The organism is Streptomyces sp. NPDC047072 (assembly GCF_040643855.1).
In the GTDB taxonomy this organism is placed as follows: Bacteria; Actinomycetota; Actinomycetes; order Streptomycetales; family Streptomycetaceae; genus Streptomyces.
Map to the genome: position 1 here is coordinate 1 of NZ_JBEYVC010000015.1, position 25,311 is coordinate 25,311.

The 25,311-nt window shown below is 70.7% G+C and carries 29 protein-coding genes; 21 read left to right on the forward strand and 8 right to left on the reverse strand.

Annotation, left to right across the window (positions count from 1 at the left end):
- Positions 1 to 809 precede the first annotated feature (809 nt).
- The 9 genes from ABZ896_RS09325 (at position 810) to ABZ896_RS09365 (ending at position 7,401) form a co-directional block, all read left to right on the forward strand.
- The gene (locus ABZ896_RS09325) at positions 810 to 2,216 is read left to right on the forward strand and encodes a family 2B encapsulin nanocompartment shell protein (protein WP_360924437.1); all 1,407 of its coding nucleotides are present in this window, start codon (positions 810 to 812) and stop codon (positions 2,214 to 2,216) included.
- 113 nt (positions 2,217 to 2,329) lie between these two features.
- Positions 2,330 to 3,409, forward strand: coding sequence for a family 2 encapsulin nanocompartment cargo protein polyprenyl transferase (locus tag ABZ896_RS09330; protein WP_360924440.1), 1,080 nt, complete (start codon positions 2,330 to 2,332; stop codon positions 3,407 to 3,409).
- 768 nt (positions 3,410 to 4,177) lie between these two features.
- The gene (locus tag ABZ896_RS09335; RefSeq protein ID WP_360924443.1) at positions 4,178 to 4,771 is read left to right on the forward strand and encodes a GNAT family N-acetyltransferase; all 594 of its coding nucleotides are present in this window, start codon (positions 4,178 to 4,180) and stop codon (positions 4,769 to 4,771) included.
- Between the two features lie 32 nt (positions 4,772 to 4,803).
- On the forward strand, positions 4,804 to 4,929 hold the full coding sequence (locus ABZ896_RS09340) for a hypothetical protein (RefSeq protein ID WP_360924446.1): 126 nt from the start codon (positions 4,804 to 4,806) through the stop codon (positions 4,927 to 4,929).
- A 4-nt stretch (positions 4,930 to 4,933) separates the two neighbouring features.
- Entirely contained in the window at positions 4,934 to 5,131 is a 198-nt protein-coding gene (locus tag ABZ896_RS09345; RefSeq protein ID WP_360924449.1) for a hypothetical protein, read from the forward strand.
- Positions 5,132 to 5,213: 82 nt separating this feature from the next.
- Complete coding sequence (locus ABZ896_RS09350; RefSeq protein ID WP_360924452.1) at positions 5,214 to 5,636, forward strand: YciI family protein; 423 nt, start codon at positions 5,214 to 5,216, stop codon at positions 5,634 to 5,636.
- Positions 5,633 to 6,838, forward strand: a complete 1,206-nt coding sequence (locus ABZ896_RS09355; RefSeq protein WP_360924455.1) for a sigma-70 family RNA polymerase sigma factor — start codon at positions 5,633 to 5,635, stop codon at positions 6,836 to 6,838. Before ABZ896_RS09350 ends, ABZ896_RS09355 begins: the two co-directional genes overlap by 4 nt.
- Before the next feature lie 9 nt (positions 6,839 to 6,847).
- On the forward strand, positions 6,848 to 7,168 hold the full coding sequence (locus ABZ896_RS09360; protein WP_360924458.1) for a DUF952 domain-containing protein: 321 nt from the start codon (positions 6,848 to 6,850) through the stop codon (positions 7,166 to 7,168).
- A complete protein-coding gene (locus ABZ896_RS09365; protein WP_360924461.1) occupies positions 7,165 to 7,401 on the forward strand; it encodes a hypothetical protein in 237 nt (78 codons plus the stop codon). Before ABZ896_RS09360 ends, ABZ896_RS09365 begins: the two co-directional genes overlap by 4 nt.
- On the opposite strand, the gene ABZ896_RS09370 is transcribed toward ABZ896_RS09365, so the two are convergent.
- From ABZ896_RS09370 to ABZ896_RS09380, 3 genes are read right to left on the reverse strand one after another with little or no spacing between them, the layout of a single operon-like run.
- Positions 7,388 to 8,131, reverse strand: coding sequence for a VOC family protein (locus ABZ896_RS09370; RefSeq protein WP_360924464.1), 744 nt, complete (start codon positions 8,129 to 8,131; stop codon positions 7,388 to 7,390). The two genes, ABZ896_RS09365 and ABZ896_RS09370, sit on opposite strands and share 14 nt — an antisense overlap.
- Before the next feature lie 37 nt (positions 8,132 to 8,168).
- Positions 8,169 to 8,585, reverse strand: a complete 417-nt coding sequence (locus tag ABZ896_RS09375; RefSeq protein ID WP_360924467.1) for a VOC family protein — start codon at positions 8,583 to 8,585, stop codon at positions 8,169 to 8,171.
- 9 nt (positions 8,586 to 8,594) lie between these two features.
- On the reverse strand, positions 8,595 to 8,990 hold the full coding sequence (locus ABZ896_RS09380; RefSeq protein ID WP_360924470.1) for a helix-turn-helix transcriptional regulator: 396 nt from the start codon (positions 8,988 to 8,990) through the stop codon (positions 8,595 to 8,597).
- Positions 8,991 to 9,093: 103 nt separating this feature from the next.
- On the opposite strand from ABZ896_RS09380, the gene ABZ896_RS09385 reads away from it, so the two are divergent.
- The 9 genes from ABZ896_RS09385 to ABZ896_RS09425 all read left to right on the forward strand — a co-directional run bounded on the left by ABZ896_RS09385 (position 9,094) and on the right by ABZ896_RS09425 (position 18,070).
- Positions 9,094 to 10,248 (forward strand): inorganic phosphate transporter, encoded by a 1,155-nt coding sequence (locus ABZ896_RS09385; protein ID WP_360924474.1) that lies wholly within the window; start codon positions 9,094 to 9,096, stop codon positions 10,246 to 10,248.
- 29 nt (positions 10,249 to 10,277) lie between these two features.
- Positions 10,278 to 10,514, forward strand: coding sequence for a hypothetical protein (locus ABZ896_RS09390; RefSeq protein ID WP_360924477.1), 237 nt, complete (start codon positions 10,278 to 10,280; stop codon positions 10,512 to 10,514).
- Between the two features lie 13 nt (positions 10,515 to 10,527).
- Positions 10,528 to 11,418 (forward strand): polyphosphate kinase 2, encoded by an 891-nt coding sequence (gene ppk2 / locus ABZ896_RS09395; protein ID WP_360924480.1) that lies wholly within the window; start codon positions 10,528 to 10,530, stop codon positions 11,416 to 11,418.
- A 168-nt stretch (positions 11,419 to 11,586) separates the two neighbouring features.
- Entirely contained in the window at positions 11,587 to 12,747 is a 1,161-nt protein-coding gene (locus ABZ896_RS09400; protein WP_360924483.1) for a cytochrome P450, read from the forward strand.
- 229 nt (positions 12,748 to 12,976) lie between these two features.
- Complete coding sequence (locus ABZ896_RS09405; RefSeq protein ID WP_360924486.1) at positions 12,977 to 13,744, forward strand: TauD/TfdA family dioxygenase; 768 nt, start codon at positions 12,977 to 12,979, stop codon at positions 13,742 to 13,744.
- On the forward strand, positions 13,741 to 15,006 hold the full coding sequence (locus ABZ896_RS09410) for an ATP-grasp domain-containing protein (RefSeq protein ID WP_360924489.1): 1,266 nt from the start codon (positions 13,741 to 13,743) through the stop codon (positions 15,004 to 15,006). Before ABZ896_RS09405 ends, ABZ896_RS09410 begins: the two co-directional genes overlap by 4 nt.
- Complete coding sequence (locus ABZ896_RS09415) at positions 14,993 to 15,592, forward strand: dTDP-4-dehydrorhamnose 3,5-epimerase family protein (protein ID WP_360924492.1); 600 nt, start codon at positions 14,993 to 14,995, stop codon at positions 15,590 to 15,592. Before ABZ896_RS09410 ends, ABZ896_RS09415 begins: the two co-directional genes overlap by 14 nt.
- Positions 15,589 to 16,839, forward strand: coding sequence for an MFS transporter (locus ABZ896_RS09420; protein WP_360924495.1), 1,251 nt, complete (start codon positions 15,589 to 15,591; stop codon positions 16,837 to 16,839). The genes ABZ896_RS09415 and ABZ896_RS09420 overlap by 4 nt, the downstream gene beginning before the upstream one ends.
- Before the next feature lies 1 nt (position 16,840).
- Positions 16,841 to 18,070: an ATP-grasp domain-containing protein gene (locus ABZ896_RS09425; RefSeq protein ID WP_360924498.1), complete on the forward strand. Its 1,230-nt coding sequence runs from the start codon at positions 16,841 to 16,843 to the stop codon at positions 18,068 to 18,070.
- Positions 18,071 to 18,173: 103 nt separating this feature from the next.
- Here ABZ896_RS09425 and sodN read toward each other — a convergent pair whose 3' ends face one another.
- A complete protein-coding gene (sodN, locus tag ABZ896_RS09430; RefSeq protein ID WP_356144758.1) occupies positions 18,174 to 18,569 on the reverse strand; it encodes a superoxide dismutase, Ni in 396 nt (131 codons plus the stop codon).
- A 145-nt stretch (positions 18,570 to 18,714) separates the two neighbouring features.
- Here sodN and sodX point away from each other — a divergent pair, with 145 nt between their 5' ends.
- Positions 18,715 to 19,152 carry a nickel-type superoxide dismutase maturation protease gene (gene sodX / locus ABZ896_RS09435; RefSeq protein ID WP_360924697.1) on the forward strand — a complete coding sequence of 146 codons (438 nt, stop codon included), beginning with the start codon at positions 18,715 to 18,717 and terminating at the stop codon, positions 19,150 to 19,152.
- Here the strand turns inward: sodX and ABZ896_RS09440 are convergent.
- The gene (locus ABZ896_RS09440; RefSeq protein ID WP_360924502.1) at positions 19,056 to 19,685 is read right to left on the reverse strand and encodes a CGNR zinc finger domain-containing protein; all 630 of its coding nucleotides are present in this window, start codon (positions 19,683 to 19,685) and stop codon (positions 19,056 to 19,058) included. The genes sodX and ABZ896_RS09440 overlap by 97 nt on opposite strands.
- A gap of 99 nt (positions 19,686 to 19,784) precedes the next feature.
- On the opposite strand from ABZ896_RS09440, the gene ABZ896_RS09445 reads away from it, so the two are divergent.
- On the forward strand, positions 19,785 to 20,543 hold the full coding sequence (locus ABZ896_RS09445; RefSeq protein WP_360924505.1) for a class I SAM-dependent methyltransferase: 759 nt from the start codon (positions 19,785 to 19,787) through the stop codon (positions 20,541 to 20,543).
- 56 nt (positions 20,544 to 20,599) lie between these two features.
- Here the strand turns inward: ABZ896_RS09445 and ABZ896_RS09450 are convergent, their stop codons facing one another.
- The 3 genes from ABZ896_RS09450 to ABZ896_RS09460 are packed head-to-tail and all read right to left on the reverse strand — an operon-like array spanning position 20,600 to position 23,294.
- Positions 20,600 to 21,361, reverse strand: a complete 762-nt coding sequence (locus tag ABZ896_RS09450; protein ID WP_360924508.1) for an amino acid ABC transporter ATP-binding protein — start codon at positions 21,359 to 21,361, stop codon at positions 20,600 to 20,602.
- Positions 21,358 to 22,299: an amino acid ABC transporter permease gene (locus ABZ896_RS09455; RefSeq protein ID WP_360924511.1), complete on the reverse strand. Its 942-nt coding sequence runs from the start codon at positions 22,297 to 22,299 to the stop codon at positions 21,358 to 21,360. The genes ABZ896_RS09450 and ABZ896_RS09455 overlap by 4 nt, the downstream gene beginning before the upstream one ends.
- A 32-nt stretch (positions 22,300 to 22,331) precedes the next feature.
- Positions 22,332 to 23,294 carry an ABC transporter substrate-binding protein gene (locus ABZ896_RS09460; RefSeq protein ID WP_360924514.1) on the reverse strand — a complete coding sequence of 321 codons (963 nt, stop codon included), beginning with the start codon at positions 23,292 to 23,294 and terminating at the stop codon, positions 22,332 to 22,334.
- A 565-nt stretch (positions 23,295 to 23,859) separates the two neighbouring features.
- Between ABZ896_RS09460 and ABZ896_RS09465 the strand changes: the two genes are divergently transcribed.
- Positions 23,860 to 25,083, forward strand: a complete 1,224-nt coding sequence (locus tag ABZ896_RS09465; protein ID WP_360924517.1) for an NADP-dependent malic enzyme — start codon at positions 23,860 to 23,862, stop codon at positions 25,081 to 25,083.
- The last annotated feature ends 228 nt before the right edge of the window (positions 25,084 to 25,311 follow it).

Below are 25,311 nucleotides of genomic sequence, written 5' to 3' on the forward strand. Positions count from 1 at the left end.
GTGGGTTGGGCCGATGGAGGGTTCGACTCGTGGCGCGGGGGTGTGGGTTGGGCCGGTGCAGGGTCCGATTCGCGGCGCGGGGGTGTGGGACGGGCCGGTGCAGGGCTCGACTCCCGGCGCGGGCGTGCGGGACGGGCCGGTGCAGGGCCCGATTCCCGGCGCGGGCGTGCGGGCTGGGCCGGTGCAGGGCTCGACTCGGGGCGCGGGCGTGCGGGCTCCTGGACGCTGGCCGAGCGGGGTGTCGGCGTAGGGGCTCGTGCCGCGTAGCCCGGTCTGCGGACGCCGCCCCGGGAGCCGGCAACGGCCGGAGTCGGAGCTCAGCGTGAGTCGGTGCCGACGACGCAGCCCTGCCCAGCGGACGCCGGCCCGAGCGACTGGTCAGCGCGCGCCGGTCCGAGCGACCGGGGGCGCCGGGCCCGGCGCCGGGCAGCGGACTGAGTCGGGGCCTTGACCATGTGCCGCGCAGCGGACTGAGCCGGGGCCCCGCCCACGTGCCGGACACGAGCGGCTGTCGCCGGTTCTGGGCCCGCAGCCTTGGTCCCGCGCCCCGCGCCTCACCCCTTCGTCATGTGCACCCTCTCCACCCCACCCCTCTCCACCCCACAGCCAAGTCCCTCGCGGGAGTTGGTCTGGAGTGGGCGGGAGGCGGTCCGAGGGGGACGGAAACGTTCATGTGCCCCGTTCGGTGGTGATCCATTCCCGCTCTTTCGTGTAATAGCACCGGCGCGGCCCGTGAGGAAGGCTTGGTCCCGCACATCGATGCCCCCGCGCAATTCGGCGTCGGGGCATGACCGGGAGGGCAATTCCATATGTCGGTAGGCGAAGAGATCCGCACCGAGCAGGACCGGCCGCAGCAGAGCCTCGGCACGGCCGCCGCGCGGAACCTGGCCACCACCACCAAGTCCGCACCCCAGATGCAGGAGATCAGCTCCCGCTGGCTGCTGCGCATGCTTCCCTGGGTCAATGTCCAGGGCGGCACATACCGGGTGAACCGTCGGCTCAGTTACGCCGTCGGCGACGGCAGGGTCACTTTCGTGAAGACCGGCGACCGGGTCGAGGTGATCCCCGCCGAGCTGCGCGAACTGCCCGCCCTCAGGTCGTACGAGGACGACGAGGTGCTCTCCGAACTCGCCCAGCGCTGCCAGCAGCGGGAGTTCGCCCCGGGCTCGGTGATCGCCTCCTTCGGCAGCCAGACCGACGAGGTGTACCTCCTGGCGCACGGCAGGGTGGAGAAGGTCGGCACCGGCCCCTACGGCGAGGACGAACTGCTCGGTGTCATCGCCGACGGCGCCTACCTCGGCGACCAGGCGCTGCTCGACGCCGACGCCATCTGGGAGTTCACCGTCCGCGCGGCAACCGCCTGCACCGTCCTCGTGCTGCCCCGCCAGGACGTCGAGCAGGTCGCGGAGCGCGCCGGCTCCCTGCGCGAGCACCTCCAGGAGCAGCGGTCGATCCCCGACCAGCGGTCCAACCGCTACGGCGAGAAGGAGATCGAGCTCGCCGCGGGCCACGACGGCGAACCCGACATCCCGCACACCTTCGTCGACTACGACGCCAGCCCCCGCGAGTACGAGCTGAGCATCGCCCAGACCGTGCTGCGCATCCACACGCGCGTGGCCGACCTCTACAACCAGCCGATGAACCAGACGGAACAGCAGATCCGGCTGACCGTCGAGGCGCTCAAGGAGCGCCAGGAGCACGAGCTGATCAACAACCGCGAGTTCGGCCTGCTCAACAACTGCGAGTACGAGCAGCGCCTCCAGCCGCACGACGGCGTGCCCAGCCCCGACGACCTCGACGAGCTGCTCAGCCGCCGCCGGGGCACCAAGCTGCTGCTCGCCCACCCGCGCGCGATCTCCGCGATCGGCCGTGAGCTCAACAAGCGCGGGCTGGTCCCCGAGACGATCGACATGGGCGGCAACCGCATCCCCACCTGGCGCGGGGTGCCGATCTACCCGTGCAACAAGATCCCGGTCACTCCCGAGCGCACGACGTCGATCATCGCCATGCGTACCGGCGAGGCCGACCAGGGCGTCATCGGCCTCCAGCAGGCCGGCATCCCGGACGAGATCGAGCCGAGCCTGTCCGTGCGGTTCATGGGCATCAACGAACAGTCGATCATCAAGTACCTCGTGACGGCGTACTACTCCGCGGCGGTCCTGGTGCCGGACGCGCTCGGAGTGCTGGAGAACGTCGAGATCGGCCGCTGGAGGTGACGTTTCTGGACCTGGGAGCCGTGTCCCCGCCCGCCGGGGCGGGTACACCCCGGTCGAACGTGCCCGCTCCCGGCGGAGACGCCACCGCCGGCGGACTGACCGAGGGGGAACCCATGGACGGTCCCGCCGGCCCCCGCCCGCTCGACGGTCGCGTCGGCGGCCGTTCCCTGGACGGGCACGAGGCCGGGGTGATCCTGGAGCGGGCCCGGGCCGTGGTCGACCCCGCGCTGCGCTCCGCCCTGGAGTCGCTGCCCGGTTCGCTGCGCCGGATCGCGCTCTACCACTTCGGCTGGGAGCACGCCGACGGCACCCCGGCCGCGGGCAACGCCGGCAAGGCGATACGGCCGGCGCTCGTCCTCACCGCCGCCACCGCGCTCGGCGGCGAACCGGCCGCCGGGGCGGCGGTGCGGGCGGCCGCGGCGGTGGAGCTGGTGCACAACTTCACGCTGCTGCACGACGATGTGATGGACCGGGACACCACCCGCCGGCACCGCCCCACCGCGTGGACCGTGTTCGGTGACGCCGACGCGATCCTCGCCGGGGACGCCCTCCAGGCGCTGGCCCTGCGACTGCTTGCCGAGGATCCGCACCCCGCGGCCCCGGCGGCCGCCGCCCGGCTCGCGGCCTGTGTCGTCGAACTGTGTGAGGGGCAGCACGAGGACACGGCCATGGAGCAGCGGAGTCCCGGCGAGGTCACCCTCGAACAGGTGCTCCTGATGGCCGAGGCCAAGACGGGCGCGCTGCTGGGGTGCGCCTGTGCGTTGGGCGCGCTGTACGCGGGTGCCGGGCCGCGGGACGTCGAGGCGATGGACGCGTTCGGCCGGGAGGCCGGGCTCGCGTTCCAGCTGATCGACGACGTGATCGGGATATGGGGGGACCCGAGCCGCACCGGCAAGCCGGCCGGGGCGGACCTCGCGGCCCGCAAGAAGTCGCTGCCGGTGGTCGCCGCGCTGGTCTCGGGGACGTCGGCGGCGGCCGAACTGGCCGAGCTGTACACGGCGCCGTACGAGGGGGAGGACCTGGCGCGGACGGCTCTCGCCGTGGAACGGGCCGGCGGACGGGACTGGGCGCAGGCCCAGGCCGCGGAACGAATGGCCCGCGCGATGCACCAACTGTCCCGCGCGGTACCGGACCCGGAGGCAGCGGGCGGCCTCCTCTCCCTGGCCGAGTTCGTGACCCGTCGCAGCGCTTGAGTGAACCGACGGAGAGCCTGAGGAACCGGCCCAGCACTTGAAGCGACCGGCGCAGTACCCGAACCGGCACAGCGCCAAGCCGCCTGGTACAGCGCCGGGAGGGTCCCGGTACGGAGGCGGGAGCCGCCCGGCACAGCGCAAGAGGAGACCCGGCACAGCACAGAGAAGTGAACCGACAGGGCGCCCTGGGCGATCCGTCGCAGCGCCCGAAGACCCCGGAGCCGTCGGAGCCGTGCGGGACCTGACCCCCGCACGGCGGCACCCTGCGCCGGCTCCGGCTCGACGGGTCCCGCGCATCCCCACGGTGCGCGGGGCCCGTCTCTAGCAGCCCCCCGATGCCGACCGGCCGATTCCCCCCCGGAAGCCGATCGGCCTCATCACCCGCCCAGGAGGCCCACGGGTCCCCCACCCCCCCCGATGCCGTTCGCCTCATCACCCGCCCGCGGATACCCATCGGCTCCGCTCCACCCGCCTCCGGATGCCTATCGGCTCCGCTCCCCGCGTCCCCCGATGTCGATCGGTCTCTTCACCCGCCCCCGGATGCCTATCGGCTCCGCTCCTCGCGTCCCCGATGTCGATCGGTCTCTTCACCCGCCCCCGGATGCCTATCGGCCCCTCCACCCGCCCCCGGACGCCCACCCGCCCCGCCCCCCGCGTCCCCAGACCCCCACCGGTTCTTCACCCCTCCCCCTCGATGCCCATCGCCCTCTTCACCGGATAGGCTCAACCCCCGTGCAACCAGAGGTGGTTGAGACGAAGGGGTGGGGCATGGGTGTGGCCATACGCACGGCGGGCGCAGAGGATCGTGAGCTGGTCGTCCGACTGCTGTCGGAAGCCTTCCAGGACGATCCGGTCAGCGGCTGGATCTTCCCGGAGGAGGAGTACCGCCGTACGACCCAGCCCCGGCTGATGGCCGCGTTCGTCGACATCGTGCTCGCGGACGGCCGTATCGACGTCACCGAGGACGGCTCGGCGTGTGCGCTGTGGCTGCCGATGCCCGCCGAACCCCACGACGACGAGGACGACGGCTTCGCCGCCGTGCGCGAGAGCGTCGACCCGGACAACGAACGCGTCGAGGTGCTCGGCCGCCTGACCGGCGAGATCCACCCCGCCGGCCGGGCCCACGAGTACCTCTGGATGATCGGCGTCGCCCCCGGCCGCCAGGGCGAGGGACTGGGCGGCGCGCTCATCACCTCGGTCACCGACCGCTGCGACCGCGAGGGCCTGCCCGCGTATCTCGAAGCCAGCAGCGCACGGAGCCGCAAGCTGTACGAGCGTCTCGGCTTCGCCCTCCGGGACCGGCCCCTCGACCTCCCCGACGGCCCCCAGATGTGGCCGATGTGGCGCGAACCGCGCGGCTGACCAAAGACAAGAGACGAGAAGAGACGTCCTTCATGTACCCCTTCGTCGTGGGGGAGTTCACCGAGTACCTGAAGACGGAGCGCCCGGACACCACCCCGACCCGCCGCAATCCCCGGCGCGCAACGGGAAGCGTGCCCGCCCCCTTCGTCCTACCCTGAGGGCATGGACAGCGACCAGCACGTCTGTCCCGCCTGTGGACAGCCCGTCCGAACCGTCGTACGGCGTCACAAGACGCTCGGCGCCTGGGTCCCGCTGTGGGTGGCGGGCCCCTGCCACAACCCGGAGTGCGCGGCGTACGTCGCCGAGGGCGCCGAGCCCGACGAGGACCACGGCGGAAAAACGCCCGCGAAAAACTCCTGAACCCGTGTCGAGAACCCGCACCCGGCTCCGACGTCCCCTGTGAGAGCCGCCCACCGGGGCGGCCGAGCGAAGGAGCACAGTCATGAAGTACCTGGTCATGGTGCAGGGCACGCAGGCCGACTACGAGGCCATGCGCGGCAAGGGCTCCGCGAAGTCCCCGGCCTGGGGCGAGCAGGAGATCCAGGCGATGTACACCTACATGGGCGCCCTCAACAACGACCTCTCCGAGACCGGCGAGCTGATCGACGCCCAGGGTCTCGCCGAGCCCGCCAAGGTCCGCCACGTCACGCTGGGCGCGGACGGCAAGGCGGTGATCACCGACGGGCCGTACAGCGAGACCAAGGAGCTGCTCTGCGGCTACTGGGTGCTGGAGTGCGAGTCCCTGGAGCGGGTCACGGAGATCGCCGACCGCGTCACCCGCTGCCCCCAGCCCGAGGGCGCCCCGGTCTACCCCGTGGTGATCCGGCCCATCCTCGACGGCGTCGGGGACATCGTGGACCAGTGAGCGGGAGGACCGGCGTCGAGGACCTGCTGCGCCTGCACGCGCCGCAGGTCCTCGGCGCGCTGATCAGGCGGTACGGCCGTTTCGACGCCGCCGAGGACGCCGTACAGGAGGCGCTGCTCGCCGCGGCCGGGCAGTGGCCCGCGCAAGGCGTGCCCGACAATCCGCGCGGCTGGCTGATCAGGGTGGCCTCGCGGCGGCTGACCGACGTGCTGCGGGCGGAGGAGGCGCGGCGGGCCCGGGAGGAGCGGGCGGCCGCGCTGAGCGTGCGCGACACGGCGGTCGCCGACCGCGCGCCGCGCGAGGATGACACCCTCTCGCTGCTCTTCCTGTGCTGCCATCCGGAGCTCACCGCGCCCGCGCAGATCGCGCTCACCCTGCGCGCGGTCGGCGGTCTGACCACGGCGGAGATCGCGCGGGCGTACCTCGTGCCCGAGGCGACCATGGCGCAAAGGATCAGCCGGGCCAAGCAGAAGGTGCGCGGGGTGCGGTTCGGGCGGCCGGACCGGTGGGAGGAGCGGCTGCCGGCGGTCCTGCACACCCTCTACCTGATCTTCAACGAGGGTCATACGGCGACCTCCGGCCCCGCCCTCCAGCGGCGCGACCTCGCGGGCGAGGCGATCCGGCTCACCCGCACGGTCCACCGGCTGCTCCCCGACGACTGCGAGGTGGCCGGCCTGCTCGCCCTGATGCTGCTCACGGACGCCCGCCGCGAGGCGCGCACGAGCCGGTACGGCGACCTGATCCCGCTCGACGAGCAGGACCGCGCGCTCTGGGACAAGGCCGCGATCGAGGAGGGCGTCGCGCTGGTCACCGGCGCGCTGGCCCGCCGCCGCGCGGGTCCCTACCAGGTGCGCGCGGCCATCGCCGCCGTACACGACGAGGCGCCTTCCGCGGACGCCACCGACTGGCGGGAGATCCTCGGCCTCTACGACGTCCTCGTGCGCCTGGTGCCGGGTCCCGTCGAGCGGCTGAACCGGGCGGTCGCCGTCGCCATGGTCCACGGTCCGGAGGCGGGGCTCACGGAACTCCAAGGACTGTCCGGTGAGTTGGGGCACCGGCTGGACGCCGTACGCGCGCATCTGCTGGAGCGGGCGGGGGACCGCGAGGGGGCGCGGGCCGCGTACGAGGAGGCGGCGGGGAAGACGCTGAGCCTGCCCGAGCAGCGGTATCTGCGGGGGCGGGCGGCACGGCTGAGGGCCTAACGTGGGTCCATGTCCACGACACCCATCCTGCACCTCACGCAACGCTCCCAGTGGGAGGAGGCCCGCGCGCGGGGCACGTACGAGATCTCCACCCGCGGGCGCACCCTCCAGGAGGAGGGCTTCATCCACTGCTCCACCCGTGAGCAGCTCCCGCGCACGGCCGCCGCGTTCTTCGCCGACCTGACCGACCTCGTGGTCCTCGTCATCGACCCCGACCGCCTCGACGTGCCTCTCAAGTACGAGGCCATGAAGCCCGGCGCCGAGGAGTTCCCCCACGTCTACGGCCCGATCCCGGTGGCCGCCGTCGTCGACGTGGAGTCGTGGGGGTGAGCGGTGGCCGCTTATGGCGCCGGATCGTGGTGGCCTGGACGGTGATCGTGGTCATCGCGGGCGGGCTCACGCTCTGGCTGCGGGACTCCACCGAGCCGGCCGGGCCCGCCGGTTGGGAGCGGAGTTCACCGACTCCTCAGCTGCCCGAGGGGTGGGAGTCGATGTGCCCGAGCCCCAGCGTCGACCCCGACGGGGGCCGGCACATCGTCGCGTGCGCGTTCATCTCCGGGTAGGCAGGCCGCCCGACTCCGGGTCCCGGCCCGTCAGGCAGTACAGGCCGCCCGCCGGGTCGCGCAGCACCGTCCAGGTTCTGCCGTCGGTGACGAACTCGGCGCCCAGGGACTCGTGTTCGGCCTTCGTGGTGTCGATGTCCGCGCAGGCGAGGTCGAGATGGGCGGATGCGGGGCGTTCCTCGTCCAGGCGCTGGAGGAGGATCCGGATCGGCAGGCCGGGCGGGGGCTTGAGGACGTGGAACTCCGGGAGGGAACCCGGCAGCGAGTCCCAGTCCGGCAACAGCCGTGTCCAGAAGGCGACTTCGGCGTCGTACAGCGAAGGCGGGACGTCGAGGCAGACCTGGTCGAGGCGGCTGCCGCGGACCACCGGCGGGCGCTCCGACTGCCCGCGCCACGGGTCCGCGCAGAACAACTGGCCCGCGGGGGAGCGCAGGACGATCAGCGTGCCCTGGTCGGCGACGACCCGCGCGCCGAGTTCGGTCGCCGCCCGCGCGAACTTCCGTACGTCGTCCACGGGGAAGTCGAGATGCGCGCCGCCCGGTCCCGAGGCGACCGCCTGGACCTTGACACAGGCGTCGGCGCCGCCCTCGGGCAGCAGCGTCACGAACTCCCGCCGCTCGCCCCGCAGTTCGGACAGGTGCGTGCCCGTGACCGCCGTCCAGAAGGCGCAGGCCACCTCGAAGCGGGCGGCGGGCCGGTCCACGAAGGCGTATGTCCAGCGGATGCTCATACCGGTGATCGTAGGTCCGTGAGCCGCTCCCGGTGCCTCAGCCGTCGGTGCGCTGCATGAACCGCAGCATGTTGCCCGCCGGGTCCCGGAAGGCGCAGTCCCGCACGCCGTACGGCATGTCGGTCGGCTCCTGGATGACGTCCGCGCCCGACTCCTCGACCCGGGCGAAGAGGCCGTCGACGTCGGTCGTGGTGAAGTTGACCCCGCGCAGCAGGCCCTTGGCCAGCAGCCGGGCCATCGCCTCCTTGTCCGCGGGGGAGGAGTCCGGGTCGGCGGCGGGTGGCTCCAGCACGATGTCCACGTCCGGCTGGAGCGGCGACCCGACGGTCACCCACCGCATCCCCTCGTACCCGACGTCACCCCGCACCTCGAACCCCAGGACGTCCCGGTAGAACGCGATCGCCTTGTCGTGGTCGTCGACGGCGATGAAACAGTTCTTGAGCTTGATGTCCATGGACTTACGTTAGGCCCGTCGGGGCCGGGAGTGCCTGCGGACGAAGCACGGCGGGATCTCCCCGGCCTCCTTGTGGTCACGGGCCCGGTACGCGCTCGGCGTCTCGCCGACCAGTTCCGTGAAGCGGGAGCTGAAGGAGCCGAGGGAGGTGCAGCCGACGGCCATGCAGACCTCCGTGACGGAGAGGTCGCCCCTTCTGAGCAGCGCCTTCGCGCGCTCGACGCGCCGGGTCATGAGATAGCCGTACGGCGTCTCGCCGAAGGCCGCGCGGAAGCTGCGCTGGAAGTGGCCCGGGGACATCAGCGCGGTGCGGGCGAGCGCGGGAACGTCCAGCGGCTCGGTGTACTCGCGGTCCATCCGGTCGCGCGCCTTCCGCAGCCGTACGAGATCCTCCACGCTCACCATCACGCCAGCATCGCACGATGGTCACGAGCCGGGCCCACGGTCCTGGAACGGGCTTTGCCTCCAGTTCGCCTCCCGTACGGAAGCGCTTGCTCCCATGAGAGGCATGGACCACATCACGTTCCTCGTGGCGGTCGTCATCGTCACGGCCCTGGCCTTCGACTTCACCAACGGATTCCACGACACGGCCAACGCGATGGCGACGTCCATCGCGACCGGCGCACTGAAACCCAGGACCGCGGTCCTGGTGAGCGGCGTACTCAACGTCGTGGGCGCCTTCCTGTCCACGGAGGTCGCCAAGACCATCTCCGGCGGCATCGTGGACGACACCCTGGTCACCTCGGGGATGATCTTCGCGGGGCTGGTCGGAGCGATTCTGTGGAACCTGCTGACCTGGCTGGTCGGCCTGCCCTCCAGCTCCTCGCACGCGCTGTTCGGCGGGCTCATCGGTGCGGTGTGGGTCGGCGCGGGCTCCCATGGCGTCCACTTCGACAAGGTCGTCGAGAAGATCCTGATCCCCGCGGTGGCCTCCCCGGTCGTCGCCGGCGCGGCCGCGCTCATCGCCACCTACCTCGCCTACAAGCTCACCGCCCGCGCCCGCAGGGACTCGGTGACCAAGGGCTTCCGGTTCGGCCAGATCGCCTCCGCCTCCCTCGTCTCCCTCGCGCACGGCACCAACGACGCCCAGAAGACCATGGGCGTCATCACCCTCACCCTCATCTCCGCGGGCGCCCTCGGCCACGACGCCGGTCCGCCGGTCTGGGTCATCGCCTCGGCCGGTCTCGCCATCGGCCTCGGCACCTACCTCGGCGGCTGGCGGATCATCCGCACCATGGGCAAGGGCCTCACCGAGATCCAGTCCCCGCAGGGCTTCGCCGCCGAGACCGCGTCCACGACGGTCATCCTGACCTCGGCGCACCTCGGCTTCGCGCTCTCCACCACGCAGGTCGCCTCGGGCAGCATCCTCGGTGCCGGTCTCGGCCGGCGGCTCGCGGAGGTCCGCTGGGGCGTCGCGGGCCGTATGGTCCTCGCCTGGCTGATCACCCTGCCGTCCGCCGCGCTGGTCGGCGGGGTCTCCGCGGCCGCGGTCAAGCACGGCGGCAACTTCGGCACCGTGGTCGTCGCCCTGATCGGCGCCGCCGTCGCCGCGGGCATCGTGCTCGTCTCCCGCCGCAACCCGGTGGGCGCGCACAACGTCAACGACGCCCACGAGGTCACCATCCGCACCGAGCCGCCGACGCACGTCGGTACGGCCGCCTGAGCCGGATCTGATTCAAGGGAGTTCGAGTCATGAGCATCGACTGGACCGCACTCGGCCAGGTCACCGCGGTGAGCGTCGGCGTCACCGTCGCCGTGGTCGTCGTCTTCGCCCTCGGCGTACTCGGCCTCGCCCGCCACGAGGGGGCGCGGGAGGATGGCGGTGGTGGTACGTCCACGCTCGGCATCGCCCAGGCCGGCCTGTGCTTCCTCGCCTGCGCGGCGGTGGTGGCGTACGGCATCTATCTGATCGTGCCGCAGTTCCACTGAGAGGGGACCGGGGATGACGCCCCTGCTGACCGACCTGAAGGTCGACTACACCGACCCCGACGACCCCGTGCTGATCCGCCCGGACGGCTCGCTGATCGACACCTGGCGGGAGAACTACCCCTACGCCGAGCGCATGGAGCGCAAGGAGTACGAGTGGCACAAGCGGCTCCAGCAGATCGAGCTGCTGAAGCTGCAGAGCTGGATCAAGGAGACCGGCCGCCGGATCGTCATCGTCTTCGAAGGGCGGGACGCGGCCGGCAAGGGCGGCACGATCAAGCGCTTCACGGAGCACCTGAACCCCCGGGGCGCGCGGGTCGTCGCCCTGGAGAAGCCGACCGAGCGCGAGCGCGGGCAGTGGTACTTCCAGCGCTACGTCGAACATCTGCCGACCGCCGGGGAGATCGTGCTGTTCGACCGGTCCTGGTACAACCGGGCCGGGGTGGAGCGCGTGATGGGCTTCTGCTCGGACGACGAGTACCTGCGCTTCACCCGTCAGGCCCCGCTGTTCGAGCGGATGCTCGTGGACGACGGCGTGGACCTGGTGAAGTTCTGGTTCTCGGTCTCCCAGGGCGAGCAGCGCACCCGCTTCACCATCCGCCAGATCGATCCCGTACGGCAGTGGAAGCTCAGCCCCATGGACCTCGCGTCCCTGGACCGCTGGGACGACTACACCGCGGCCAAGGTCGCCATGTTCCGCGAGACCGACACCGCGTACGCCCCCTGGACGGTGGTCAAGAGCAACGACAAGAAACGCGCCCGCGTAGAGGCCATGCGCAGCGTCCTGGCCCGCTTCGCCTACACGAACAAGGACGAGGAGGTCGTCGGCACCCCGGACCCGCGGATCGTGGGGGCGGCGGCGGGCTTGCTGGAGGAGGGGGAGGACGACCACGCCCGGTCCTCATGAGACCGAATACTTTCGCAAAGGAAAGCGCATCGATGTCAAAAGGACGGGAATCCGATCGGTCAAGTTCCATATGGGCAGGGTGAAGCTTTCGAAGACCTGTGAAATCACTGTTGCGCATTCGGCCGGGTGGCTCTGTGATTGAGTTCCGCACTCGGAAGGATTCCAGGCATGAGCGCAACGCTCGTGTACGACCCTCTGGCCGCGCAGACGCTGGAGGACCCTTACCCCCTCTACGCGAGACTTCGTGAGAACAGCCCCGTCTTCTGGCACGAGCAGATGAGTTCGTGGGTCGTCACCCGGCACGCGGACTGCGTCGCGGTACTGCGGGACCACGGCCGGTTCGCCCGGGACCGGCGGCGGGCCGGTGCCGAGGTCCCCGAGCACTTACAGAACTTACAGTCCCTCGATCCACCCGGGCTCAGCCCCCTCAAGCGCGTGCTCGTCGGCGCGTTACGCGCCCAGGATCTGACGGCGATCGGCGAACGGGCCCGTGAACTGACCGCACGGCTCCTCACGGAACTCGCCGGCCGGCAGACGTTCGACTGGATCCACCTCGTGGCCGCACCGGTCGCGCTGGCCGTCTCCGCCGATCTGTTCGGCGTACCGGAACCGGACCTCACGTACTACTCGACGATCTCCGACAGGATCGCCCGCCGGATGGACGCGGGCTTGAACCCGGAGACCATTCCCCTCGGGGACGCGGCCCGAGCCGACCTGAACTCGATGGTCGAAGGCTGGTTCGCGGGAGACGAGCGTCCCGGCGTGCTCTCGGCCGTCCGCGCGGCCGCGGACCGGGCCCAACTGCCCCCGCACTTCATCCGCAACTCCGTGAGCAACATGTTCAACGCCAGCTACGGCACGCTGTTCGCGGCCATCGGCAACATCGCGCTGACCCTGCTGCACCATCCGGAGGCGCTCGGACAACTCCGCGCCGACCACGCCCTGTTGGAGACCGCACCCGACGAACTCGTACGCTTCGACGGCCCGGCCCAGGGCACCAGCCGGGTGGCCGTCGAGCACACGGAGATCGCGGGCCGGCCGATCGAGCCGGGCCAGATCGTCATGACCCTCTTCGGTGCGGCCAATCGCGATCCGCGGGAGTTCGCGCACCCCGACGAGCTGCTGCTGGCCCGGTCCCCCAATCGCCATCTCGGCTTCGGCTGGGGCATGCACAGCTGCCTCGGCACCGTGTTCGGCAACCTGGCGATCCGGGAGGTGCTGCGCGCCCTGATGGAAGCGCCGGATCTGCGCCTCGCCGGCCGCCCGGTCCGCCGGACGACGGCCACGGTACGCAGCATGGACCTGCTGCCGGTCACCTTCCACCGCTGACTCGACACGGTCGTCGGCGGTGACACGGATGTCACGGGCGCCGGTCCAAGGCACAGCCGCGCACGCCTGTGATGCCTCGACTCGAGCCGGAGAGGGGGAATCGCCATGAGCTACGACCACTGATCACACGAGCCGTGCATCCGGTGCGCCGGCCCGCCGCACACGCGGGCCGACGCACCGGACCCGGCCGGCAGGCGCGCACCGACGGCAACCCAGTCCAGGAGGCGACATGAAGCGCCCACCCACCAGTGTCCTGTCCCTCGCGGGCTCCGGGGAGACATCGACGATCGACGAGGATCTTCGGCGGCGATACCTGAAATTGCTGGACCGGCACGGATACGTGTATGTGACCGATGTACCCGACGGATTCGAGTACGAGAAGTTCCTGACCGCATTCGGTGAACCATTTCCCGGACCTTTCGGGCGGACGGTGGACGACATCGTCCCGGAGGCCGGAATGGACGACGTTTACTACGCGGGAAATCGCAAAGCACTGTTACCGCACACCGAAGGCTACGAACGCGAGGGGCTGCCACCGCGGTACCTGGTCCTGTGGTGCGTGACACCGCCGACCCCGCACGAAGGGGGCGAGACCACCCTGTACGACGCCGCCCCCCTGCTCTCCGCGCTGCCCCCGGAAACCGAGAGGAGACTGCGCGAGACCCGGTACGAGTGGCGGGCCGGCGAGGGACTGGCACGACTCGGGCGGGCCAGACGGGCGACCCACCCGGTACTCGCGGCCGTCGACGGGACCACCGTGCTGCGGGTCTCCTGCAACAACATGACCATCCCCGCCGCCGACGACCCGGTACACGGCTTCCTGGCCGACGTGCGGCGGCGGTTCGCTGCGGAGTGCGTGAGCATCGACTACCGGCGCAACGACTTCGTGCACTGGGACAACTGGCGGATCCTGCACTCCCGCAACGCCTTCAGAGGGGCCACCCGGCACCTCAGGCGGATGCAGATCAGCCACGCTGACGCGCGGGCGTCGGCATGAGCCGCCTCCTCGTCCTCGGACTCGGCGGCCCGGACCCGGCGGCCCTGGTCGGCACGGCCGCCGAACTCGGCCACGAGGTGCACTGCGCCACCTCCGGACTCCGGCCACCGGACGACGACCCCGTCTGGAAGGACGTGACCGCACACCCCTTGGTGGACTTCGCCGACGCCCGTATCGAGGAAACGATCACCGAGTACGTCCGTACACAAGGGATCGACGGCGTCGTCACGGCGAACGAGTACCTCACCCCACTCACCGCCCGGGTCTGCGCGCGGCTGCGTCTGCCGGGCAACGACCCGGTTCTGGCGGACGCCCCGCGCAACAAGGTCCTCATGGCCGCCCGGTTCGCCGCGCACGGAGTCGGCGCTCCCCGCACCCTGGTGCTCGACGACCGGGAAGCACTGCTGGGAGTCGTTCCGGACGACCTTCCGCTGCCGGTCGTCGTCAAGCCGGCCGCGAACGCCGGCTCCAACGGCGTCAGCATCGTGACGGACCGCTCCGGTCTGCCGGAGGCCTTCGCGGTGGCGCGGGCGCAGGGCGGGGAGACAGCTCCCCTGGGCATGGCGCTCGACCGGCGGATCCTGGTCCAGGAGTACATCGGCGGCGAGGAGTACAGCGTCGAATCGGTGACACAGGGCGGCCACAGCACGCACCTGTGCATCACCAGGAAGATCACCACCTCCGGCGCACACCGCGTCGAGACCGGCCACTCGCTCCCCGCCCACCTCGGCCCGGACACGGAGAGGCGGGTCCTGGACGAGACCTCCCGGGCGCTCGCCGCGCTGGGGATCACCGACAGCGTCTCGCACACCGAGGTCAAGGTGACACCGGAGGGGCGCTGCCGGGTGATCGAGGCCGCCGCACGCATCGGAGCCGGCCGCATCGGCGTGCTGGTCGAACTCGCCCTGGGCATCAGCATGCCCCGCGCGAGCGTCGACCTCGCGCTCGGCAACCCCGTGTCCGTCGAGCCGCGGCGCGCCGCCCACGCGGCGTCCAGGCTCTTCGTGGCGCCGTCCGCCGGGCGACTGGTCGACCTGCACGAGATGCCGGAGCCGGGAGGAGACGTCCATCTGGTGCAGGTCACGCGACCGATCGGCAGCACGGTGGCCGGACCGCGATCGAACAAGGGCCGGGTCGGGCACTTCGTCGTCCACGGCGCCGACGAGGCGCGCGTCAACAACCGGGCGGACGAACTGCTGGCCCGGATACGGGTCGTGGTCGAACCCGCCGACGGAACGGAGGCGGACGGTGGACGCGCGTGAGTTGAGCATCCCCGGGGCCTGGCTCTTCGCCGCGCCCGTCCTGAGCGGTGAGCGCGGTGAGCACGTCGAGCCGTACAGCGCCCCGGAGTTCACCGCGGTCGTCGGCAGGCCGCTCAGCCTCGGACACCTGAACGTCACGGTCGCGCGGGCAGGCAGCGTCTTCGGCGTGCACTACGGCGACGTACCGCCCGGGCAGGCGAAGTATCTGCACTGCGTCTCCGGGGCGGTCTGGGACGTGGTGGTCGATCTGCGCGTGGGCTCTCCCACCTTCGGCCGCTGGGAGGGCGTGGTCCTCGACGACGTCGACCGCCACGCCGTCTATCTCGGCGAGGGACTCGGGCACGCGTACGTCAGCCTCGCCGACCGGTCCACGCTGGTCTACGTGTGCTCCCAGCCGTTCATGCCGGACCGGGAACACAGCCTCAACCCCATGGATCCCGCGCTGGGCATCGCCTGGCCGCGATCGGGCCGCGACGGCACACCGCTGACGCTCACCCTCGGTCGCCGGGACGGATCGGCGCCCACGCTGGAGGAGGCCCGGGCGGCCGGACGCCTGCCCGTGCTCACGGAGGAAGCCCGAGGATGACCGCCGGAACACCCACGGACCCGCCCGCGGTGGAGCAGAGGGAAGCCGTCACCGAGCCGGAGTCGTTGTTCCGGTCGGTGGCCTTCCGCTGGTACTACCTGGGCACGACCGTCTCCCTGACCGGCAGCGCCATGGCCCCCGTGGCACTGGCCTTCGCCGTCCTCGCGCTCTCCCACCGGGCCGCCGACCTCGGCCTGGTGCTGGCCGCACGGACCGTCCCACTGGTCGCGTTCCTGCTGCTCGGCGGGGCGGTCGCCGACCGCTTCCCCCGCATGCGGGTGCTACGGCTGTCCAACGCGGGCGCGGCGCTCACCCAGGGCACGGCCGCCACGCTGCTGATCACCCACGCCTACTCACTCGGCGCGATCATGGCGCTGGAGTTCCTGAACGGAGCACTCAGCGCCTTCACGATGCCCGCGATGCGCGGCATCGTCCCCCAACTGGTGCCCTCCTCCCACCAGCAGCGCGCCAACTCGCTGATGGGCTCCACGAAGAACGCCGTCAACATCTTCGGCCCGAGCCTCGCGGGCGTCACCGTCGCCACGGTGGGCGGTGGCTGGGCGATCGCCCTCGACTCGGTGACCTACCTGGTCGCGGCGTTCTGCATGACGAGATTCCGGGTGACACGGAAGATCACGGGCCGGTCCTCGATCATCGCCGACATCCGGGACGGCTGGACCGGATTCCGCTCCCTGACGTGGGTGTGGACCGTGGTGCTCTCCCTCGCCGTCACCAACTGCGTCCGCTCGGGGGTCTTCGGTGTGCTGGGACCCGAGATCGCCCTGCACTCCATCGGCGCCTCCGCCTGGGGCGTCGTGCTCAGCGCCCGGGCCGTCGGGGTCCTGGCGCTCGGTCTGCTGATGTACCGGCTGACCTTCACCCGCCTGCTCGCCACCGGCCAGACCTTCCTGATGCTGGGATCGGTGCCCGTCATCGCCCTCGGTCTGCACGCCCCGGCCTGGCTGCTCGTCCTCACCACGGCCCTCGCCGGAGCCGGCTCCGGGGTGTTCGGACCGGCCTGGGAGACCTCGCTGCAACAGCACGTACCCAACGAGATGCTCTCCCGGATCTCCTCCTACGACGATCTCGTCTCGTTCGTCGGAGTCCCGGTCGGACAGGCCGCCGTCGGCCCGCTGGCGGCCGCGTTCGGCGACACCCGGGTCGCCCTCACCGGCGGGGTGGTCTTCCTCGTCGCGGCCTTCCTGCCCCTGCTCGCACCGAGTGTCCGACACCTGAGGAGCCAATGAGATGACGAACGTTCTCATGGTCGGCCTGCACGACGGGTACGCCGAGTACTTCGACCGGGACCCGGAGCTGCGCCTGCACGTACTGGAGGAACCGGAGATCCACCACCGCAACGAGGACGGGTACCGCCGGTGCGCGCCCGGAGGGCTGGTCCTCGCCGAGTACCAGCAGCGGGACGACTTCCTCGAAGCGGTGCGGGCCCGGCACGAGAGGATCGGGTTCGAGGCGGTCGTACCCGCCTGGGAGTACGGCGTCGAGGCCGCGGGCCGGATCGCCGAGGCCCTCGGCCTGCGCTCACCCGGGCGCAGGGCGGTCGGGGCGTGCACCGACAAACTGACGCTGCGCCGGTTGCTGGCCGGCACCTCCGTCGCCCAGCCCCGTTGGGCGCGGGTTGGCTCGGAACAGGAGGTCGCCGACTTCTTCCGCGGTGTCCCGATCGTCGTCAAACCCTCCAACCGGCACGCCTCCGTGGGGGTCGTCCGCGTGGACGACGTCCACGACGTCCCGTGGGCCTGGAAGGAGTGCGCCGGCGCCGACGAGGTGCGCACCGTCACCGACCGCGGCCGGGCGACCGACTACGTCGCGGAGGAGTTCGTGGCCGGATACCAGGTGTCGGTGGAGACCCTGGTCCGCGACGGCGAGGTCGTCTTCGACTCGGTCGACCTGATGCTCACCGCCGGTGGCCCGTACTTCCCCATCCTGTCCGTCACGGTCCCCGCGCCGATCCCGGCCGAGGAGCAGACGGCCGTGGTCGACGCCTCCCACGCGCTGGTCACCGCGCTCGAGGTCGCCGACGGCACCATCCACTCGGAATGGAAGATCCACGCCGGTCGGCCCTGTCTCATCGAGTGCGCCGCACGGGTACCGGGCGCCTTCACACCCGAACTCGCCGAGCGCAGCTACGACGGTTTCTCCATGTACGGCGCACAGATCCGGCTGCTCGCGGGCCTCGACCCACGGCTGCCGAAGCGGGCCGGCTCCACCGCGGCGGTGCGGTGGTTCCATCCTCCGGCCGGCCGACTGCGGGCCGTCAGCGGTGTCGACCGGCTGGCCGGCGATCCCGCGGTCTTCCTGCACCGGGTCAAGGTCGCCCCCGGCGAACTCATCCCCGTCTGCCGCGACGGCTGGCACCGCGTCGGATACTTCGCCGTACACGCGCCGACGGCGGGAGAGGTCGCGGCGAAGACACGGGAACTCCTGGAGGCGGTGGAGTTCGACGTGGAACCGACCTGAAGCAGCGGAAGGGGCCCGGTCCTCAAGGACCGGGCCCCTTCCGGCGTGCTGCCGTCGGCCTGCGATGGTGCACCGATCGCGGGCGACGGAGGCCGACGCGGGGTCAGGCCTTCTTGGTCTCCCAGAAGATCTTGTCGATCTGGGCGATGTAGTCCAGAGCCTTCTGACCGGTCGCCGGGTCGGTCGACGCCTTGGCGGCCGAGAGGGCCTTGAGGGCGTCGTTGACCAGCTGGTGCAGCTCCGGGTACTTCTCGAAGTGCGGGGGCTTGAAGTAGTCGCTCCAGAGCACGGAGACGTGGTGCTTCGCGAGCTCGGCGCGCTGCTCCTTGATGACAACGGCACGCGCCTGGAAGTGCGGGTCGTCGTTGGCGGCCATCTTCTCCTGCACGGCCTTCACCGACTCCGCCTCGATGCGGGCCTGGGCCGGGTCGTACACACCGCAGGGCAGGTCGCAGTGTGCGCTGACCTTGACCTTGGGGGCAAACAGGCGGGAAAGCATGGAGCATTCCTTCCTCGTGATCGTCTTCTCAGGTGCGACATTACTCCCTGCGAGAGCCGAATTCGCGAGTGCCCCCATGGGCTTAGGACAAAAGTCCGGGGTCAGACTGAGACTGGTGGATGAACGTACCGGGGAGGTGCCGGGGATGCCGGAGCTGTCGCAGGAGACCGAGCGGGGGAGGTCGTTGTTGCCCTTCGTGGGGGTGGCCGAGGTGACCGGGCCGTCCATGGTGCCGACCCTCCGGCACGGGGACCAGTTGGTGGTGCACTGGGGCGCCCGCGTTCGGCCCGGCGACGTGGTGATCCTGCGGCATCCCTTCCAGCAGGACCTGCTCGTCGTCAAGCGGGCCACGGAGCGGCGCGAGGGCGGCTGGTGGGTGCTCGGCGACAACCCCTTCGCGGGCGGTGACAGCACGGACTACGGCGTCGTACCGGAGGATCTCGTGCTGGGGAAGGCCCGGTTCAGGTACCGGCCGCTGTCGGCCGGTCAGCGCTCGCCGCTGGCCGCCGTGCGCTGGGCGCTGTCGTCCGTGCGGCCCGTGCTGCCCGACCGGTCTGCCTCCAGGCGCTTGCGGGCCCGGTAGGCGGCCACGTTGGCGCGGGTGGCGCAGCGGTCGGAGCAGTAGCGCCGGGAGCGGTTGGTGGAGGTGTCGAGGTAGGCGTTGCGGCACGGGGCCGCCTCGCACAGGCCCAGCCGGTCCACGCCGTACTCGGTGAGGTGGAAGGCCAGGCCCATCGCCGCGATGGCCGCGTAGCCGGCGGTCGCGTTGGACGGGTGGTCCGCCAGGTGCATGTGCCACAGCGGGCGGCCGTCGTCGTCCCGGAAGTCGTGGCCGGAGATCTGCGGGCTGACCGGGAACTCCAGGAGCAGGGAGTTCAGCAGGTTCACCGCGAGCGTCTCGTCGCCCTGGTCGGCCGCCTCGAAGACCGCCCGCAGCCGTGCCCGGACCGAGCGGAAGCGGGTGACGTCGGCGTCGGTGGCCCGCCGGGCCGCCTCCTGGCCGCCGCCGAACAGGTCGCGGACGGCCTCGACCGAGGTCAGGGAGTCCTTGCCGCGGGCCGGGTCCTCGCTGTTGACCAGACGTACGGCGTAGTCCGAGTAATAGGCCAGTTCCACTTGTAGTCCTTACGGAGGCGTTCTATCGTCGTGGTGCGGTCGGGTAACAGCTGATCGTGCTTCCAGGGTATTACGACAGCGAGCGGACAGGGGGCTCCGATGACGACGGGTGTCGGCACCGACTGGCAGGCCTGGCAGGAGAGCTGGGACCGGCAGCAGGAGTGGTACATGCCGGACCGCGAGGAGCGGTTCCGGGTCATGCTGGACATGGTCGAGGCGCTCGTCGGGCCCGCGCCCCGCGTCCTCGACCTCGCGTGCGGCACGGGAAGTATCACGGCCAGGCTGCTCGCGCGGTTCCCGGACGCCGTCAGCACCGGGATCGACCTCGACCCCGCGCTCCTCGCCATCGCCGAGGGCACGTTCGCGGGCGACGACCGCGCCACCTTCGTGACGGCCGACCTCAAGGACCCGGACTGGCCCACGACACTGCCGTACGACTCCTACGACGCGGTCCTGACCGCCACGGCCCTGCACTGGCTGCACAGCGAACCCCTCGCGGCGCTCTACGGCCAGGTCGCCGGGCTCGTCCGGGACGGCGGGGTCTTCATGAACGCCGACCACATGATCGACGAGACGACACCCCGGATCAACGCAGCCGAGCGCGCGCACCGGCACGCCCAGATGGAACGGGCCCAGCAGGACGGCGCCCTCGACTGGACCTCCTGGTGGCAGGTCGCCGCCGCCGACCCCGTCCTCGCCGGGCCCACCGCCCGGCGCTTCGAGATCTACGGCGAGCACGCGGACGGTGACATGCCCTCCGCCGCCTGGCACGCGCGCGTGCTGCGCGAGAAGGGCTTCGGCGAGGTCCGGCCGGTGTGGCGCTCGCCCTCGGACACCTTGCTGCTCGCGCTCAAGTAGGCCCACGCGAAAGGGGCGGTACGAGATCCTCGTACCGCCCCTTCACCGTCGTAACGCTAGAGGACCTTCGACAGGAACGCCTGGGTGCGCTCGTGCTGCGGGTTCGTCAGGACCTCGCGCGGGTCGCCGGATTCCACGACCACGCCGTCGTCCATGAAGACCAGCGAGTCACCGACCTCGCGGGCGAAGCCCATCTCGTGGGTGACGACGATCATGGTCATCCCGTCCTCCGCGAGATCCCGCATCACGTCCAGGACCTCGCCGACCAGCTCCGGGTCGAGGGCCGAGGTCGGCTCGTCGAAGAGCATCAGCTTCGGCTCCATCGCGAGGGCACGGGCGATGGCCACGCGCTGCTGCTGGCCGCCGGAGAGCTGGGAGGGGTAGTTGTCGGCCTTGCCGGCGAGCCCGACGCGGGCGAGCAGTTCCTGCGCGCGCTCCCGTGCCTGGGCCCGGCTCACGCCCTTGACCTGGACGGGGGCCTCGATGATGTTCTCGACGGCCGTCATGTGCGGGAACAGGTTGAAGCGCTGGAAGACCATACCGATGTCCCGGCGCTTCAGCGCGACCTCGCTGTCCTTGAGCTCGTAGAGTTTGTCGCCCTTCTGGCGGTAGCCGACCAGCTCGCCGTCGACGTACAGCCGACCGGCGTTGATCTTCTCCAGGTGGTTGATGCAGCGCAGGAAGGTCGACTTGCCGGAGCCGGACGGGCCGATGAGGCAGAACACCTCGCCGGTCTTCACCTCCAGGTCGATGCCCTTGAGGACCTCGACCAGCCCGAAGGACTTGTGGACGCCCTCGGCCTTCACCATGGCGGTCATGCGGCACCTCCCGCCGACGAGCGGTTCGACAGGGAGAGCAGGTTCGCCCTGATCTTCTGGAACGGGGTGGCCGGCAGGCTGCGGCTGGTGCCGCGCGCGTAATACCGCTCCAGGTAGTACTGCCCGACGCTGAAGACCGAGGTCAGCACCAGGTACCAGGCCGCGGCGAGGAACAGCATCTCGGCCGGGGCGCCGGAGGTCTGGCCGATGTCCTGGGCGACGCGGAGCAGCTCCGAGTACTGGACGACCGAGACCAGCGAGGTCGTCTTCAGCATGTTGATGACCTCGTTGCCCGTGGGCGGCACGATCACACGCATCGCCTGCGGGATGACGATCCGGCGCAGCGTCTTGGCATGGCTCATGCCCAGCGCGTGGGCCGCCTCGGTCTGCCCCTCGTCGACGGCCAGCAGGCCGGCGCGGCAGATCTCCGCCATGTACGCCGCCTCGTTGAGGCCGAGGCCGAGCAGCGCCGTCAGGAACGGGGTCATGAACTGCGACCACTCGTCCTTGTAGACCGGCCCGAGGTTGATGTACTCGAAGACCAGGCCCAGGTTGAACCAGACGATGAGCTGGACCAGGACCGGGGTGCCGCGGAAGAACCAGATGTAGAACCACGCGATGGACGAGGTCACCGGGTTCTTCGACAGCCGCATCACCGCCAGCAGGATGCCGCCGACGATGCCGATGAGCATGCACAGCACCGTGAGCAGCAGTGTCTTGCCCACGCCGCTGAGGATGCGGTCGTTGAAGAAGTAGTCGGGGATCGCGCCCCAGTTGATCCGGCCCTGGGAGAACGCGTAGACGATCGCGCCCAGCGCGGCGAGCGCGACCACGGCGGAGACGTACCGCCCGTAGTGACGGACCGGAATGGCCTTGATGGCCTCCGGGCCGGCCGGCGGGGTGTCCGCCGGCCTGTCCGCCTTGTCGATGTCAGTCACGGATGTTGCCTTTCGGTGGCCGCGGGACGCGGTCACTTGCCGCCGTTGATGGTGGCCTTCGTCACGGCGCCGTCCTCGACGCCCCACTTCTTCATGACCTTCGCGTAGTCGCCGTTGGCGATGATCGCGTCCATCGCGGCCTGCAGGGCGTCGCGCAGCTGGGTGTCGCCCTTGGCGACGGCGATGCCGTACGGGGCGGCCTCGACCTGCTCGCCGACGATCTGGAAGTCGTTGCCGCCGCCGGAGTGCGCGACCGCGTACGCGGCGACCGGGAAGTCGGACGAACCGGCGTCGGCGCCCCCGGCGCGCAGACGGGTCTGGGCCTGCTGGTCGTTGTCGAAGGACTCGATGGTCAGGGTCTTGCCGCTCGGGCACTTCTTGGCCTCGGCCTTGGCGAGGTCCTCGGAGACCGAGGCGCGCTGCACGACGATCTTCCGGCCGCACAGGTCCGACCAGCTCTTGATGTCGGTGTTCTTGCCCTTCTGGGTGTAGATCGAGACACCGGCGGTGAAGTAGTCCACGAAGTCGACGCCCTCGCCGACCTTCTTGCCGGTCTCGGAGTCGACACCCTCCTGGCGGTCCTTGGTGTCGGTCATCGCGGACATGGCGATGTCGTACCGGTCCGAGCGCAGACCCGTGATCAGCGTGTCGAAGGTGCCGTTCTCGAAGTCGAACGTCACACCGAGCTGCTTGCCCAGGGCGGCCGCGAGGTCCGGGTCGATGCCGACCGTCTTGCCGGCGTCGTCCTTGAACTCCACCGGCGCGTACGCGATGTCCGAGCCGACCTTGATGGTGCCCTTGTCGCGGATCTCCTTGGGCAGCTTGTCGGCCAGCGGGGCGGAGGAGGCGGAGGTGGTACCGGAGCTGTCCGATCCGCTGTCGTTGGTCTGGTCACCGCAACCGGCGAGCAGCAGGGCGCCTGCGACCGCGACCGCACCTACCGCGGCCGTCCTGGAGCGCGTGATGGTCGTACGGCGGGTGGAGCTTGCGGTCATTTTGGGTTCCTCCGGCGGATGGGTGGAGTTGCCGATGGGGCAGGACAGCCGCCGGTGGGTTCGACGGGTGCCGTGGATTCCGGGTCGACGGGAGCACGCATCTTCGAGTGTCGCGACCTTGTGTGATGACGGCATCTTGCCATTCGGACCGAAGCGCTCAGGTGATCGGTCGTGTCAAAATCGGATAACGGGTGACCCCCGAACCTGCTCATGCCCGCCCATCGTGACCGGATCATCTTCCGGAATCCGACATTCCGGCCGAAGAATCTTCGGTGTCACCCGCTCGGCGTGGGCATGGCCGATGATCGATGATCGATTTGCGCTGAGGCGTGTGACCTTGCACGTATTGGACTCGTCCTCGACGCCGGTCGTCCGGTAAGAAGGTTCTTTACACCCCTCATCCGGGGCTCAGGGCGCGTGTGCGGCGCGCCCGTCGCGTGACGCCCGTACGTATCGGTGTCTGGGCGGCACGCGGTGCCCGCCCGCTCCTCAATCAGGAGCGGCCACCACTCCTCGAACGGGAGTGGCCACCCTCGAATCATGCATACCTAAGGGGTACAACAAAGTGGCAGCGGAGATCGTCAATCCTCGCAGCGACAGCGATACGGGCCAGGACGGCGGGGCGGAGCCCCTCGATTCCTTCGACCCCGTCTTCGCGCTGCACCGCGGCGGCAAGATGGCCGTGCAGGCCACCGTGCCGGTCCGCGACAAGGACGACCTGTCCCTCGCATACACGCCCGGCGTCGCTCGCGTGTGCACCGCGATCGCGGAATCGCCGGAGCTGGTCCACGACTACACGTGGAAGTCGTCCGTCGTCGCCGTCGTCACCGACGGTACGGCGGTGCTGGGGCTCGGTGACATCGGGCCCGAGGCCTCCCTCCCGGTGATGGAGGGCAAGGCGATCCTGTTCAAGCAGTTCGGCGGGGTGGACGCGGTGCCGATCGCGCTGGCCTGCACGGACGTCGACGAGATCGTCGAGACCGTGGTGCGTCTCGCGCCGTCGTTCGGTGGCGTGAACCTCGAGGACATCTCGGCACCGCGGTGCTTCGAGATCGAGAAGCGGCTGCAGGACGCGCTGGACATTCCCGTCTTCCACGACGACCAGCACGGCACCGCGGTCGTGACGCTGGCTGCGCTGCGGAACGCTGCGCGGCTGAGCGGGCGGGCTCTCGGTGAACTGCGTGCGGTGATCTCCGGCGCGGGGGCGGCGGGTGTCGCCATCGCCAAGATGCTCGTCGAGGCGGGGATCGGGGACGTCGCCGTGGCAGACCGGCGCGGTGTCGTGTCCGCCGAGCGGGACGACCTCACGTCCGTGAAGCGGGAGCTGGCTTCCTTCACGAACAAGGCGGGGCTCTCGGGGTCGCTGGAGGATGCTCTGGCCGGGGCCGATGTCTTCATCGGCGTCTCCGGCGGGACGGTCGCGGAGGCGGCGGTCGCCTCCATGGCGCCGGGGGCCTTCGTGTTCGCGATGGCCAACCCGAACCCCGAGATCCACCCCGACGTCGCGCACAAGTACGCGGCCGTCGTGGCGACCGGGCGGTCCGACTTCCCGAACCAGATCAACAACGTGCTGGCGTTTCCGGGGATCTTCGCGGGGGCGCTGCAGGTGCGGGCCTCGCGGATCACCGAGGGTATGAAGATCGCGGCGGCGGAGGCGCTGGCGGGGGTTGTCGGTGACGATCTCGCGGCGGATTACGTGATTCCGTCGCCGTTTGATGAGCGGGTGGCGCCGGCGGTTACGGCGGCGGTTGCTGCGGCGGCTCGGGCGGAGGGGGTTGCTCGACGCTGAGCGCTCCGCGCGTTGGCCGGGTACGGTGCGGGTTGGTGGGGGCGGGCGTTTTGCGCAGTTCCCCGCGCCCCTGAAAGGCCGCCTACGGTTCGGTGGTGGGTCGGGGCCGGGGGCGGGGGGTATCCGTCCTCGGTCCGGCGGTTCTGTTTTTTACGGCTGTGCTGGGTAACGGACGCCGGCCGCTGCGGGCGGACACCCCCCGCCCCCGTCCCCTCACCGCCGTACGCG